At 58.9% G+C, this 14,269-nt stretch carries 11 protein-coding genes; 5 read left to right on the top strand and 6 right to left on the bottom strand.

All coding sequences use genetic code 11. From position 1 onward, the window contains the following. Positions 1 to 281: 281 nt before the first annotated feature. The gene (gene yejK / locus G5179_RS18710) at positions 282 to 1,331 is read right to left on the bottom strand and encodes a nucleoid-associated protein YejK (RefSeq protein WP_227342459.1); all 1,050 of its coding nucleotides are present in this window, start codon (positions 1,329 to 1,331) and stop codon (positions 282 to 284) included. A gap of 73 nt (positions 1,332 to 1,404) precedes the next feature. Between yejK and G5179_RS18705 the strand changes: the two genes are divergently transcribed. Both G5179_RS18705 and G5179_RS18700 read left to right on the top strand, forming a co-directional pair. Continuing rightward, positions 1,405 to 1,632, top strand: coding sequence for a YejL family protein (locus G5179_RS18705; protein WP_005333874.1), 228 nt, complete (start codon positions 1,405 to 1,407; stop codon positions 1,630 to 1,632). Between the two features lie 47 nt (positions 1,633 to 1,679). Beyond that, entirely contained in the window at positions 1,680 to 3,530 is a 1,851-nt protein-coding gene (locus G5179_RS18700; RefSeq protein WP_139460789.1) for a DUF3413 domain-containing protein, read from the top strand. An 85-nt stretch (positions 3,531 to 3,615) separates the two neighbouring features. Here G5179_RS18700 and G5179_RS18695 read toward each other — a convergent pair whose 3' ends face one another. Then, the gene (locus G5179_RS18695) at positions 3,616 to 4,482 is read right to left on the bottom strand and encodes a MetQ/NlpA family ABC transporter substrate-binding protein (RefSeq protein WP_421258890.1); all 867 of its coding nucleotides are present in this window, start codon (positions 4,480 to 4,482) and stop codon (positions 3,616 to 3,618) included. Positions 4,483 to 5,005: 523 nt separating this feature from the next. Between G5179_RS18695 and G5179_RS18690 the strand changes: the two genes are divergently transcribed. From G5179_RS18690 to G5179_RS18680, 3 genes are all read left to right on the top strand, one after another. Continuing rightward, positions 5,006 to 6,880 (top strand): S8 family serine peptidase, encoded by a 1,875-nt coding sequence (locus G5179_RS18690; protein WP_421258889.1) that lies wholly within the window; start codon positions 5,006 to 5,008, stop codon positions 6,878 to 6,880. A 15-nt stretch (positions 6,881 to 6,895) separates the two neighbouring features. Continuing rightward, the gene (locus G5179_RS18685) at positions 6,896 to 7,357 is read left to right on the top strand and encodes a serine protease chaperone (protein ID WP_216980322.1); all 462 of its coding nucleotides are present in this window, start codon (positions 6,896 to 6,898) and stop codon (positions 7,355 to 7,357) included. Between the two features lie 420 nt (positions 7,358 to 7,777). Next, entirely contained in the window at positions 7,778 to 10,159 is a 2,382-nt protein-coding gene (locus tag G5179_RS18680; protein ID WP_421258888.1) for a beta-glucosidase, read from the top strand. 95 nt (positions 10,160 to 10,254) lie between these two features. Here G5179_RS18680 and G5179_RS18675 read toward each other — a convergent pair whose 3' ends face one another. From G5179_RS18675 to secF, 4 genes are all read right to left on the bottom strand, one after another. Next, entirely contained in the window at positions 10,255 to 11,232 is a 978-nt protein-coding gene (locus G5179_RS18675; protein WP_421221667.1) for a helix-turn-helix domain-containing protein, read from the bottom strand. A gap of 600 nt (positions 11,233 to 11,832) precedes the next feature. Next, a complete protein-coding gene (gene nlpI / locus G5179_RS18670; RefSeq protein WP_005344691.1) occupies positions 11,833 to 12,768 on the bottom strand; it encodes a lipoprotein NlpI in 936 nt (311 codons plus the stop codon). Positions 12,769 to 12,858: 90 nt separating this feature from the next. Further along, positions 12,859 to 13,227, bottom strand: coding sequence for a rhodanese-like domain-containing protein (locus tag G5179_RS18665; protein WP_421255183.1), 369 nt, complete (start codon positions 13,225 to 13,227; stop codon positions 12,859 to 12,861). An 84-nt stretch (positions 13,228 to 13,311) separates the two neighbouring features. Next, entirely contained in the window at positions 13,312 to 14,259 is a 948-nt protein-coding gene (gene secF, locus G5179_RS18660; protein WP_005344682.1) for a protein translocase subunit SecF, read from the bottom strand. Positions 14,260 to 14,269 lie beyond the last annotated feature (10 nt).

Here is a 14,269-nt window from a genome sequence, read left to right as displayed (position 1 = left end):
TATTTCCTTCCAGAAAGTTTTGAAAACATTTTCTTATTTCAGGGGGTTAGCGCCATTTATTGGCATATTTCTCGCCAACACAAGAAATTAAATTACTAAATAGAAATAAAAAGACATGAATGAAAGGGTTTTCACCTCATTGAAAACCCTTTCACATGGATAATTCTGTTTAATTTGTTAACAAAGCACCGAGTTGCTTTCGCTACCCCCTGCCCCATTAAATAAAAAGACACCGCAGCGAACTGCGGTGTCTTTTTGCCAAAAATGAAGGCCGGATCACATTATGACTGGCGCAGCAGCTGATCCTTGAGATTGGGCGGCACCCCCTTGATGGTCAGGGTATCGGTCTGCGGGTCATAAAACACCCGGCTGTTCAACAGTTTCTGCTCAAAGCTCAAAGTCAGGCCGCCGCCGGAGCCGACAAACTTGGTCAAGCCACGCAGGGTAGAGCGATCAGCCGGGAAACGCTCTTCCAGCTCATACTCCTGACCGATAAAGCTGTAAAAATCGAGATCGCCATCGCCGGGCAATTCCGCTGACAGCTCCTTGATTTCGATCTCTTCACCGGCGCTCGCCTGCTCGGTGCAATATTTGAAGACCTGCTTTTTATAGTCATTGCGCTCGGTCGGTTCGAGCTGGCGACTGTCGCAATAATCTTCTACCGCCTGCAGCAAGCCTTTATTTTGCACCTTGGCATCCATCCCCTCGCGGGCCCCCAGCAGATCCATAAAGAAGTCGCCCAGTTTGCGGCCAATGCGCCCCTTGCTGAAGGTGATATAGCGGCGCGAATCAGGTTGGGTTTTCCATTCGGTCAAATCGATGCGGGCCACCAGATTGAGTTTGCCGATATCCAGATACTGGATATGGCGCAATTCCAGCGCTTCGCTGACGGTGACGCTCTCCTTGCCTTCCAGCAGAGCGATCATCAGGTAATCAACCCCCACATAGTTGTACTTGGCAAACAGCAGTACCCCCTGCTCGTCGAGGGCATGTTCCACCAGTTGCCTGACCAGCAGCTGGGTCATCTCCACCGAGAAGGGGACAAATTCGAGCTGCTCGTCGAGCAGTTTTTCCAGCGCAATGCGAAACAGGGGAGAAGGCTGTTTGGGGGCCTCTTCACCGTCCGCCAGCTCGGCGACAGCGGCCTCGGGGTCGGCAAAAAAGCCAAAGCCCTTGCCCCCCTTGCCATTGTAAATGCGGTGCAGCTCCGCCATCAGCCCCTGTACTGCCTCGTCAGCAGGCAGAAGCTGGCTGCGGGTATCGGCGTGAGGTTGACCATCGCCGCCCTGGCGCAAGGAGTGAAGAATGATCTTGTCGATATCGAGACTCATGTCACAAAGCCATAGTGTTAGCCGAAAGGGTGAAGTATTATAAGGCGCTTTGAACCGAGATGAACTGAAGATTATGCCTATCGTATCAAAGTACAATAACGAGCAATTTGACGCCCTGATGAACGACCTGATCACCGCGCTGGAAAAGCATAAAGCGCCGGTGGATCTCAGCCTTATGGTGCTTGGCAATCTGACCACCAATATCATCAACGGTATGGCACCGGCCCAGCGCCAGGCCATCACTGAAAAGTTTGTCCAGGCCCTGACCGCATCGGTCGATAATCGCCACGACGCACACTGAGTCCCCGACTCTGTTGATTTGACGTTTCTCAACGCAGATGGATCACTATGGTCGAAACCGGTAACCCCTATCGTGATAATGTCTCTCGCCTGATCACCTGGGGGCATTGGTTCTCCTTCTTCAACATTATTCTGGCCATGCTCATCGCCACCCGTTATCTGGGTGCCATCAGCTGGCCATCGACCACGCTTGGCGTGATCTATCTCGTTGTAAGCTGGATTGGCCACTTCTCGTTTCTGAGTTTTGTCACCTACCTGTTGACGATCTTCCCGCTCAGCTTCGTGCTGCCCAAAGAGAAACCGCTGCGGTTCATCTCGGCCATCATCGCCACCCTGGCGCTGGTGCTGCTGCTAATCGACACCCAGGTATTCCGGCTGTTCAAGTTCCACCTCAACAGTCAGGTATGGCAGTTGCTGCTGGATCAGGCGCAAACCGAAGAGGGCTCAATCTGGAGCATCATCTTCGTTGCCGTGCCCACCATCTTCCTGCTGCAACTGCTGCTGTCGGCCTATGTCTGGCGCAAGATCAACAAGCGCAAGCGCCGCCAGTACGGCAATCAGGTGGGACTGGCCCTGCTGATCTGCTTTATTCTGACCCACGTGGTCAACAGCTGGGCCGATGCGACCCTCTATCAGCCGATCACCATGCAGAGAGCCAACTTCCCCCTCTCCTACCCTATGACGGCCCGCTCCTTCCTGGCCAAACATGGCTGGCTGGATCTGGATCAGTACGAGAAGCAGGCTGCTTCCCAGGGGGATAACAGCGACAGCCGGATGCACTATCCGCTGCGCCCGCTCAACGTCAACGCCCCCCTGACTCACAACAATCTGCTGATTGTGGTGGTCGATTCGCTGCGCTTTGACATGCTCAACAACATCAACATGCCCAATCTGCAGCGCTATGCGGATCAGCATCTGACGTTCCGCAATCACCTGAGTGGCGGCAACGACGACCTGATGGGCATGTTCAGCCTCTTCTACGGGTTGCCCGGTCACTACTACAAGGACATCAGCAGCGACAAGCGTCCGCCGGTGCTGTTCGACGAGATGCTGCGCCAGGATTACCAGTTCGGGCTGTTCGGCGCGATGGAAGATGCCCAGAAGTATCGCAAGAGCATCCTCGCCGGTCTACGCAAACAGGTGTTTGTCTCCGAACAGAGTGACGATGGCAAGCTGCTGACCGACTGGCAACAGTGGCTGGAGAAGCGCTCTCCCGAGCGTCCCTGGTTCTCGCTGGTCTATCTCTCGAGCCCCGGCGACTACCAATTGCCCGCCACCATGAAGGGGCCGTTCCAACCGGAGCTCGCCAACTTCAATCCGGCGACCGCCTATCGGGCGGAGAACCTGCAAAAACTGGAAAACCGCTACAAGAACTCGGTCTTCTATACCGACCAGTTGCTTGAGCAGATGCTGACCAAATTGCAGTCGCAGGGGATGGACAGCAACACCATCGTCGTCATCACCTCCAACCACGGTCAGGAGTTCAACGACACCCGCAGCAACAGCTGGGGCGCAGGCAGCAACTACTCACCCTATCAGGTGCAGGTACCGCTGGTACTGGCCTGGCCGGGGCGCGGCAGTGACGTTCGGGAACAACCGAGCAGCCATTTCGATCTGGCGCCGACCCTGATGCAGGGGATGCTGGGCGTGCGCAATCCGGCGCGCGATTACAGCGTTGGCCGCTCGCTGTTTGATACCAGCCCGCGCAACTGGCTGCTGGCCGGGGATCAGAACGACTTCGCCATCTATGAAGGGGACACCATCACCCACTTCAACAAGCAGGGTGACTTCGAACTGCTGGAGCGCAACAGCTATCGCCCGATCAAGCACGGCACCCCGGATATGGGCGCCATGATCCAGGTGATGAACGAGCTGAACCGCTTCTATCGCAACCAGTGAAGCGCCCGTTAATGGCTTGATACCATAAAAAACGCCCCGAATTCGGGGCGTTTTTCGTTGTATAGCCGGGCCACGTTCACGACAGTTAGCCGCCCCACCCTTGCGGGTACTTGTAGCCGACGAAACGCTTGGCTGCATAGGCTTTGAAAGCCGCCGAGTTGTAGGCCGCCGCCACATCTTTGGCAAACGGCTGATCCGCATCTACGCTTTTCACCACCACCCAGTTGATAAAATCGTAGCTGCGCTCCAGAAACAGTCCTTCACTGAACGGGATTCCGCTGGAGGCTGCAAAATTACCGTTGATCACCGAGAAGTCCACATCCTCCCGCGAGCGGGGCAGTTGCGCCGCCTCCAGCAACACCAGCTTGAGATTGTGCGGATTGTTCACCACATCAAACTCGCTCGCCTTGAGCGGGTTTATCCCCTCCTTGAGAGTGAGCCAACCAAGATCCTGCAGCATCAACAGCGCCCGCGCCTGATTGGTGGGATCGTTGGGGATGGCCACCGTGCTCCCCTCTTTCACCTTGTCGAGTGCCGCCAGCTTGCCGGAATAGAGTCCCATCGGGCCGGTTGGCACCTGGGTAATGGGCGCCAGCGACAAGCCGCGATCTTTGGCAAAACTCTCCAGATAGGGTTTGTGCTGGAAGCAGTTCACATCCAGTGATCCGTCAGCCAGAGCAATATTGGGCGTCACATAGTCGGTGAACTCCACCAGCTTGACCTTGTACCCCTTGGCCTCCAGCTGCGGCTTGATGGAATCGGTCACCATGTCGGCAAAATCCCCCACCGTGGTACCAATCACGATCTCCTGTTTGGTCGGCAAGGACGCATCGGCGGCAACCGCGGAAAAAGAGAGGCTCCCGACCGCTATCGCGGCAATAAAGGTGCTGGCGCCAGCAGTGGCGCGCAAGGAAGCAGTCAAAGGAGAAGATAAGAAGGAACGAAACGGCATAGGGACTCCCTGTCAGGTACGCATCAAGCTATGGGACTGCGGCGGGGTGGCTCTCAGAGATTAAGCCCCTCAAACCGCAGAAATCTAGCCATCCAAACGGCTATTTTATTTACCATAACAGAGCCATCCACTGCCGCCAAGCAATAAACCGCTGGTTCCACCTCATCACCCTTGCTGTCCCCCCCGAATGCATAGCTGTACTCACGTTGGCACACACAACCATGCCGCTCACGTTCAAGAGCGCACGAGCTCCCCTCGGGATTGCCCCGAATCGAGATGGCTGCGGCGAAGGAGAGTCGCGAGAGGAGTGAATTACAGACAAAAAGATCAGTAGCGAACGGTGAGAACCATTCTCAATAAAACACATAACCAGCGTCATTGGAATACCTACCACAAACCAGATCGGATTTCTTTGAACCTCATTGCGTTTTTTGAAAATGGCTCTTTTTGAACCCCTTTCACCCGTGTATAGATTTCCGTCGCACTCAGGATGAGTGCGATCCAAGATGGAGTTAAAAAAATAATGAAGCAAACATCGTTAGCACTGGCGATCACAGCACTGCTGTCGACCCTGCCTAGTGCGCTCGTTCAGGCAAATGAAGGTTGTGCGCCGCTCACCGGCAAGGAGAGCGGCATGGATATCGGACGCAGCAGCACCGAGCGCTGCCTGCCAGGTGCCAATCCCCTGCAGGATCAGCAGTGGTATCTGCTCAACAGCGGCCAGGATGGATTCAGCGCCCGTGGCGGTATAGCGGGCAATGATCTCAACCTCTGGTGGGCTCATCGCACCGGTGTGCTGGGCCAGGGAGTCAATGTGGCCGTGGTGGATGATGGTCTGGCCATCGCTCACCCGGATCTGGCGGAAAACGTGCGTCTGGGTTCGAAAAACGTGGTAACCGGCAGCGATGACCCGACCCCGACTGATGCGGATACGGCCCACGGCACCTCGGTCTCCGGCATCATTGCGGCGGTAGACAACGCCATCGGTACCAAGGGGATTGCCCCGCGAGCCCAGTTGCAGGGGTTCAACCTGCTGGATGACAACAGCCAGCAGTTGCAGAAAGATTGGCTCTACGCCCTTGGCGACAGCGATGCCAGCCGCGATAACCGAGTGTTCAACCAGAGCTACGGCATGAGTGTGGTGGATCCCCGCTCTGCCAACTCTCTGGATCAATCCCAGCTTGATCGCCTGTTTGAACAGCAGACCCTCAAGGCGCAGGGCGCGGCCTATATCAAGGCCGCCGGCAACGGCTTCAACAAGATAGCGGCGGGCGGCTATGTGCTTAACCGCACCGGCAATGGTCCCAAATTGCCGTTTGAAAACAGCAACCTCGATCCCTCCAACAGCAACTTCTGGAACCTGGTGGTGAGCGCGCTCAACGCCGATGGCGTCAGATCCTCCTACTCCAGCGTCGGCAGCAACATCTTCCTGAGCGCGACCGGCGGCGAATACGGCACCGACTCTCCGGCGATGGTGACCACGGATCTGCCCGGCTGCGACATGGGTTACAACCGCACCGACGATCCCAGCACCAACCGGCTGCACGGCAACCCGCAGCTGGATGCAAGTTGCGACTACAACGGCGTCATGAACGGCACCTCCTCCGCCACCCCCAGCACCTCCGGCGCCATGGCGCTGCTGATGTCCGCCTACCCGGATCTGTCGGTGCGGGACCAACGGGATCTGCTGGCACGCAGTGCTACCCGGGTTGATGCTGCGCATCCTCCGGTCATGGTGAGCTACACCAGCAGCACCGGAAAACGCCGTGAGGTCAAGGGACTGGAAGGGTGGGAGCGCAATGCCGCCGGCATGTGGTTCAGCCCGACTTACGGTTTTGGTCTGATTGACGTCAACAAGGCCCTTGAGCTGGCAGCCAATCACCAGCCCCTCCCCCCGCTGGTACAGCTGCCATGGCAGAAGATCAATGTCACCGGCAGTGCCGCCGCTATCCCGGATGTGGGCAACAGCCCGACCAGCTCGACAACCCGCATTGCCACACCATTGACGGTAGAAGCGGTTCAGGTGATGGTGAGTCTGGATCATCAGCGCCTGCCCGATCTGCTGATCGAACTGGTTTCCCCCGCCGGCACCCGCAGCATACTGCTGAACCCGCTCAACAGCCTGGTTGGCCAGTCGCTCGATCTGCAAAAACTGGGTTATGTGCGTACCAAGGGCTTGCGTGACATGCGCCTGCTCTCCCACAAGTTTTATGGTGAACCGGCGCAAGGCACATGGCGACTGGAGGTAACCGACGTTGCCAACGGTACCCGTCAGGTCTCTCTGCTCAATCGCGAGACCCGTGAGCACACCACCCTGACCGAGCGCAACAACCGCCAGCCAGGCAAGCTGATCGAGTGGTCCTTGCGGATCCTGGGTCACGACGCCAACCACAGCTAACAAGCGAGGAGTTTTATCATGAACAAACCGGTTACCTTACTGCTGGCCAGCCTGTTGGCCCCCCTCGCCCTTAATGCTGTGGCGGCAGAAGCCGTGACTCTGGAGGGCAAGCAGTACCGCACTATAGAGGTAAATGGCCAGACTTACCTCATCCCCGACCATGGCAGCAAGTCGCGAACCACCCGCAGTCTCGATGGCAAGGAACCGCTGCAGACCCTGCACCGTGGCGATGTGCTGATGCAGGGGGCCGCCAGCCCCGAGCTCACCGTCAGCGGCACCCTGCTGGTGGAAGCCGATGACAACCAGGCCAGCGCGCTGGCCAGCCGGCACGGCCTGCGCTTCAAGCAGAGCAGCGGCGGCATCGCCCTACTGGAAGCCAAGCCGGGCACCGATCTGAACGCCGTCGCCACGGCGCTCAAGCAGGAGGGGGTCAAGGTGCAGATTGAACTCGCCGGGGCCCTCAAACAGCCCAAGTGAGCCGTCCCGGGCCATTGCCCGGGCATATCAGCTGATCTTCGAGGGGGCCGCCGGCCCCCTCGCGTGTTGATCGCAGCCATCCTCATTGGCCGTCAGGCCATCCGTTTTCCCTCCTTCTCCCCTGCCCTTTCCCCTCTTGCCACCCCCACCTTTGCTTTGGCACCGCCTTTCGATGCGACCTTGCTCACAACTCGGCCCCCTTGCTCCCGCCGGCACATTTCTCGCTCCCCCGGGGCAAGGCAGCCATCGCCCGGCTTGTTAACCTGCCTGCAGCCAAACGCCGGCCCACCGGCCCGTTCGGCCTTCCTTGCGATATCCAATGGCAGCCGCCAGCAGAGCGGCCCAGCCCGGGCGGATGCCTTGCGCCCGGTGTCGATATCTCCTTTGTATTTTTATTCAGACAGTTACGAGGACGTCTTCATGCCTATCACCACAAAATTGAAAGCGGTTTCACTGGGTGTCAGCCTGGCGCTGGCCGGCCTGCTGGTCGGTTGCAACCAGAATGACTCGGATCCCCTGGTCAAGGACGATGCCTATTACCGCGGCCAGGCCGAGGCCATGGTGGCCAAGCTGACCCTGAGCGAGAAGCTGGACCTGCTCTCCGGCCCCGGTTACGGCAGTGCCAACGGCGCCATCAACGTCAAACAGGACGTGCCCGGCGTGGCGGGTTACATCAACGGCGTACTGCGCAGCGCGGACGGCATCGACATTCCGGCCCTCAAACTGGCGGACGGGCCGGCCGGGGTGCGGATCAACGCCAACCGCGACGGTGACAGCGCCAGCTACTATGCCACCGCCTGGCCCATCGGCTCTCTGCTCGCCTCCAGCTGGGACGTCAAGCTGGTCAAGGCCGTCGGCGAGGCCATGGGGGACGAGGTGCGCCAGTACGGGGTCGACATCCTGCTGGCTCCGGGCATGAACATCCAGCGCAACCCGCTCAATGGCCGCAACTTCGAGTACTACTCGGAAGATCCCCTGCTGACCGGCAAAATCGGCGCAGCCATGGTCAACGGGGTGGAGAGCAACGGGGTGGGCACCACCATCAAGCACTACTTCGGCAACAACTCCGAGACCAACCGCAACCAGATCAACGACATCGGTGAACCGAGAACCTTCCGCGAGATCTACCTGCGCGGCTTCCAGATAGCGGTAGACGAGGCCCAGCCCTGGGCGGTGATGACCTCCTACAACAAGGTCAACGGCACCTATGTCAACGAGCGCAAGGATGCGGTGACCGACCTTCTGCGCGGCGAGTGGAAGTTTGACGGCCTGGTGATGTCCGACTGGTTTGCCGGCGACGTGGCCAACAACGCCTACAAGCAGGTGCTGGCGGGACAAGATTTGATCGAGCCGGGCAACGTCAAGGAGCAGTTGCAGCAATCCATCGCGCACGGCGATCTCGACGAGGCCAAGGTGAACGAGGCCGCCATCCACATCCTGACCCAGGTGATGAAGAGCCCCTCTTACAGCCAGTTGGCCATCAGCAACAGCCCGGATCTGACCGCCCATGCCAAACTGGCCCGTCAGGCCGGCGCCGAGAGCATGGTGCTGCTGCGCAACGAGGCCGCGGCCCTGCCGCTGGCGGCAAGCAGCACCCTGGCCAGCTTCGGCATCAATCAGATCAACACCTACAAGGGCGGCACCGGCAGCGGGGATGTGAACGCCGCCAGCACCACCACCATCGCGCAGGGACTGGCAGCACGCTTCCCGGTCAACGAGGCGTTGCAGAGCTACTACCGCGATTTTTACGAGAACAACAAGGTCTATCACGAGGGGCAATTTGGCGCCAAGGGCTACTACACCTGCGCCGAGGCGCCAATCAGCGGCGAGCTGGCGGCGCTGATCGCCAATGCGGCTGCCACCCAGCAAGCCGCCGTCATCAGTATCGGCCGCCAGGCCGGGGAAGGAGCGGATCGCAGCAGCGGCAAGGGGGACTATCTGCTCGGCGATGACGAGCGCGCCCTCATCGACGCGGTGAGCAACGCCTTCCACGCCCAGGGCAAGAAGGTGGTAGTGGTGCTTAACGTCAACGGCGTCATCGACACCGCCCAGTGGAGCGACAAGGTGGATGGCATCCTGCTGGCCTACATGGCTGGCCAGGAGACCGGTCACGCGGTGGCGGACGTGCTCTCCGGCGCGGTCAACCCGAGCGGCAAACTGGCCCAGAGCTTCCCGCACAGCTACGCCAGCGTTCCCTCCGCCGGCACCTTCCCGGGCGAAGACACCAACGGGGACGGCGAACCGGACGATCTCTACTACAACGAAGGGATCTACGTGGGCTATCGCTACTACAGCACCTTCGAGCAGGCGGTCTCCTACCCGTTCGGCTTCGGCCTCTCCTACACCAGCTTCAGCTACACCAGCCCAACCATCGCCAACAATACCCTGACCGATGGTGCAACCGGCAGCCTGGTGCTGACCGCCACCATCACCAATACCGGCGCCATGGCAGGCAAGGAGGCGGCCCAGGTCTATGTGACCGCCCCCGAGGTCAAGCTGAAGAAACCGCTCATCGAGCTCAAGGCCTTTGCCAAGACGGCGCAGCTGGCACCGGGGGCCAGCGAACAGCTGAGCTTCACCATTCCGGCCAGCATCCTCGCCAGCTTCGATGAGGCCAGCAACCAGTGGATCGTGGAGCCGGGCCGCTACAGCGCCTACATCAGCCCCTCATCGGATGTCTCCGCCAGCACGCCGGTCAGCTTCACGGTGAGCAAGGAGATCGTGGTGAGCAACACCACGCCGGGGGCACTGGCACTGCCGACCGGGGTGGATCCCGCCAGCGTCACCACCATCACCCGCTAACAAAGGCAGGCAAGGCCGGGCCCCCAGCCCGGCCTTGCCCGACAATAGCCCAGCAATGACCCGACCACGGGACCGGCCTTGCGCCGGTCCCGTTTTTATTGGCGGGAGTTGCGATAGGCCAGCGGCGTCATCCGGGTGTTGGCCTTGAAGAAGCGGTTGAAGGCGCTCTGGGACGAGAAGCCGACCCGATCGCTGATGTTCTGTAGCGGTTGATCACCCTCCCCCAGCAAGCGGCAGGCTTCGCTCACCCTCGCCTCCCTGAGCAGGGTGGAGAAGCTGCGTCCCTCCCCCTGCAATTTGCGATTCAGGGTCCAGCGGCTGACATTCATGGCCGTGCACACCTCCTTGAGCAGGCTCTCGTCGCTCTCCAGCCCCCCTTCCCGGATCTTGTGGCGGATCCGCTCCCCCACCAGACAGGCAAAGGGGGCCCGCTCGGCGATGTCGGCACAGATCTGCGCCAGCTGAGCCAATTGCAGATGACCCAGCGGCTCGTTGTAGCACTGGCTGGGACAGTCGAGTTGGGCGTTGTCGATGGTCAGGGTGTTTTCCTCCTGCTCCCAGCGGCAGCGGGTGGCGAAGAACTGGTCCAGCAACTGATGGCGCGGTGGCGGCCGCCCCGTGAAGCCCACCGAGACCCGGGGATCCGCCAGATAGACTCGCAAAATTCGGTAGAGCATGATGAAGTTGGGGATAGCCTGACTCGCCCCCAGGCTGGCGGGCCCCTGATTGACATACAGGTATTGGCTGGCCTGCGCCCCCCGCAGCACCCGCAGCTCGTCACAACTGCCGATGATGGGGCGATAGGCCAGCAGCACCTCAAGCGCAGCCCGCGGCGAGGGCTGATTCAGGCACAGGCTGATAAGGGGTGGATAGTGCTGGTAGAGCTGCCCGATGTCGTAGGAGAGAATGGTTTCGTGAAAACTGGCCAGATAGGGCTGCATCAGTTGCAGCATCCGGTAGTGGCTGTGGGCCGGCAACCGTCCCTGTTCCCGCTCGATGTCGAACGACGTGAGACCGCCCGCCATTAGAATGGCATCGGGATCGCCCCCCTGCTGCTGGCAGGCTCCCAGCATTCGTCTGATCACCTGGTTTGATACGCTCTGTGACATCCGTCGTCCAGGCCTCCGTGCTGACAGGAAATTGCTCGTGATCTCCACTTTATCGACTACTGATCCACCTCCCATCGAACAGGGTTAGGAGACCAAGGACCATTATGGGGCGGTCACAGGACGAGCAGATGTAACGGAGTGTAAAAGCACGGGCCAGCACGCATATTTACTCCCTATCGTCAGCCTCACCCATTATGAGAGAGGCAGTCCGGCAGGAATCGGACAAGAGCAGCGATAGTCAACCAGTCGCCCACCGCGATAGGGAAGAGAATCACCCATATCAGGAGGCATACGACGAGCCGACCGGGTTTCACACGGAGTCGGCCCCATCCATCTGTTGAGCTGCATGGATCAGATGTGCCCGTTCATTATTCAGAGGCGGGCGGCAGAGTTGGAAAAACTGGTAGGGTTGTGTGGATTAGCGACACGAAGCTCACTGTGACATGGAGCCAAGCCACGGGAGTGGGTGTGAAAAAGCAGATAAAAACAATGCCAGTCAGGCTTTACTGACTGGCATTAGCCTCATACCGAGGTTTTTTATCACCGGGTAATCGCCATCTCCATTCAGGAGGGCTGTTCGCCTTTGCTCTGGGCACCCGGCGGCAAGGGTTTGCGCGCCATCAACTCCAGTTCGAGCAGAGCATAGCGGTGCTCGATGAAGTCATAGACGTTGTTGGAGAGCGCCAGCTTGAAGTAGCTGATGGCTTCCTTGCGGTTGCCTTTGCCCAACTCGAACTTGCCCAGATAGAAATAGGTTTCACACAGGCGCTCGGCCAGCTCCCGGTTATCCTTCACCCCTTTCACCACGTTGCCCATCAGCTGGGACGCGTTGATCTCACCGGTGTAGAGACGCACCAGATCCCAGTTCCATGCATCGTCATCGTACTTGTTGAGGCGCTCGCGCATCCGGCTCATGGCCGCAGCGGGATTGAGCTTCTGCTCGGCCAGATAGAGCCAGATCACCCGATAAGGGTCTTCCGGCTGCGCTTCGTAGAAACGCTTCATATCGGCCGCTGCCAGCTCGGGACGATTACCGTAATAGAGGGCAATACCGCGGTTAAGGTAGGCATAGTCATAATCGGGTGCCAGCTCGAGGGCTGAGTCGAATGCCTCATAGGCTTCGTCGTAGTTCTGCTGCTGTACCAGATAGACACCGATGAAGTTATAGGCTTCAGCGAAATCCGGTTTCTCCCGCAGGGCCCGGTTGAAATCGAGCCGCGCGAGGGAACGCAAGCCGACGCGATCAAACACCACGGCACGTTCATAGAACAACTCGGCCCGTTGCTCCGTGGTCAACTCCATTTCACTCAGCATCTGCCCGAGTCGGGCGAGCGCCAACTCGCTTTGGTAGGAGACCTGCAGGGGGGTCGCCAATACCAGTGAAGCAGGCTGCGCCTTGGGAACCTTAGGGGTGTTGACATGACTGCTACTGCTGCAACCCCACATGGGTAGCAGCAACAGGATACCAAGGAGGTATCCAATCCCTTTCCTGACGTTCAATGAACACTCCGACGCTTACGCTTGACCCCGCATATGGTAAAGGTCAGCCGCCACTTTGTCATGTAGCTGAGCCCCTCTCCATCAAATAAATCAGGATTCGACAGGGTATCCGGCCTCCAGCCAGCCGCGAAAACCGCCGTCAACACTGATTACGTTGCGATAACCCATCTGTTGCAAATTGTCGGCCGCCAGTACGGAGCGAAAACCGCCACCACAATAGAGATAGAGCGTGGTCTCGGGATCCGGGAACAGGGTCTCGATATCCCGCTCAATCACTCCACGACCCAGATATTGGGCTCCGGGCAGATGGCCTTTGGCCCACTCGCTCTCTTCCCGCACGTCGATCAGGTGAAACATGCGCCCTTCGTCCTGCCAGCGCTTGATCTGGTGAACATCGGTTTCGGTGATGCGGGAGCGGATCCCGTCAACCAGCGCCAAAAAACGGGGATTGTGTTGCATGGCAAGCTCCTTTTGTTGAAATCATCTGCGTCAGCAAACGACACGCAGAGATAAGAAAAGAGCGCCATGAGGCGCTCTTCACTGTTACGGCAGGATCTCCTGTTGGTCCGCACCCTCTTTCTCTACCTGGGTGGGCAGCATGTGCTCGCGCTTGACGCCGAGGAACATGGCAAACGCACTCGCCACATAGATGGAGGAGTAGGTACCGAAGGCCACACCGATCACCATGGCCACGGCAAAACCGTGGATCAGCGCGCCGCCCTTGAGCAGGAGCGCCAGCACCACCACGAAGGTGAGCCCGGAGGTGATGATGGTACGGCTCAGGGTCTCGGTCATGGAGAGATCGAGAATGTAGTCGGTATCCCCTTTGCGCACCTTGCGGAAGTTCTCCCGCAAGCGGTCGAACACCACTATGGTATCGTTCAGGGAGTAACCCACCAGGGTCATCAATGCCGCCAGCACGGTCAGGTCGAACTCGTACTGGAAGTAGGCAAAGACGCCCAGGGTGATCACCACGTCATGCACCAGCGAGAGGATGCCGCCCATGGCCAGACGCCATTCAAAGCGCACCGCCACGTAGATCAGGATACAGATGATGGAGGCCAGCATCGCCAGCGCCCCGTCAGTAGCCAGCTCGTCACCGACTGAAGGGCCGACGAATTCGACGCGTTTGAGTACAGCGCCCTCATCGAGCAGCTTGGCCGCTGCCAGCACCTCGTTACCCTGCTGCTCGACCTTGACCCCCTCTTTCGGGGTCAGACGGAACAGTACGTCACGGCTGGAGCCAAAGTGTTGCAGGGTGGCCCCTTCAATCTTCTGCTCTTCCAGAACGTCGTGGATCTTGTCCAGGCTCACCGACTGCTGGAATCCCACCTCGATGGTGGTACCACCGGTAAAGTCCAGACCCCAGTTCAGCCCCCGATCAAACAGGAAGAACAGGGCTACCACCATCAGCACGGAAGAGAAAACCACACCCGGCTTGGCATAGCGCATAAACGGGATCGGTTTTTCAAAATGTAGAATCTGAAACATTTCTCTATCC

It is taken from the genome of Aeromonas sp. 600886 (assembly GCF_049174935.1).
In the GTDB taxonomy this organism is placed as follows: domain Bacteria; phylum Pseudomonadota; class Gammaproteobacteria; order Enterobacterales; family Aeromonadaceae; genus Aeromonas; species Aeromonas veronii_A.
The sequence above is the reverse complement of the archived record's forward strand: the minus strand, read 5'-3'. Positions and strand labels throughout refer to the sequence as shown.

Bases quoted from the DNA above. Each gene is read 5' to 3' on its own strand.
- G5179_RS18665 (WP_421255183.1), bottom strand. From the start codon at position 13,227: ATGCAACACAATCCCCGTTTTTTGGCGCTGGTTGACGGGATCCGCTCC.
- G5179_RS18680 (WP_421258888.1), top strand. From the start codon at position 7,778: ATGCCTATCACCACAAAATTGAAAGCGGTTTCACTGGGTGTCAGCCTG.
- secF (WP_005344682.1), bottom strand. From the start codon at position 14,259: ATGTTTCAGATTCTACATTTTGAAAAACCGATCCCGTTTATGCGCTAT.
- yejK (WP_227342459.1), bottom strand. From the start codon at position 1,331: ATGAGTCTCGATATCGACAAGATCATTCTTCACTCCTTGCGCCAGGGC.
- G5179_RS18700 (WP_139460789.1), top strand. From the start codon at position 1,680: ATGGTCGAAACCGGTAACCCCTATCGTGATAATGTCTCTCGCCTGATC.
- G5179_RS18695 (WP_421258890.1), bottom strand. From the start codon at position 4,482: ATGCCGTTTCGTTCCTTCTTATCTTCTCCTTTGACTGCTTCCTTGCGC.
- G5179_RS18675 (WP_421221667.1), bottom strand. From the start codon at position 11,232: ATGCTGGGAGCCTGCCAGCAGCAGGGGGGCGATCCCGATGCCATTCTA.
- G5179_RS18705 (WP_005333874.1), top strand. From the start codon at position 1,405: ATGCCTATCGTATCAAAGTACAATAACGAGCAATTTGACGCCCTGATG.
- G5179_RS18690 (WP_421258889.1), top strand. From the start codon at position 5,006: ATGAAGCAAACATCGTTAGCACTGGCGATCACAGCACTGCTGTCGACC.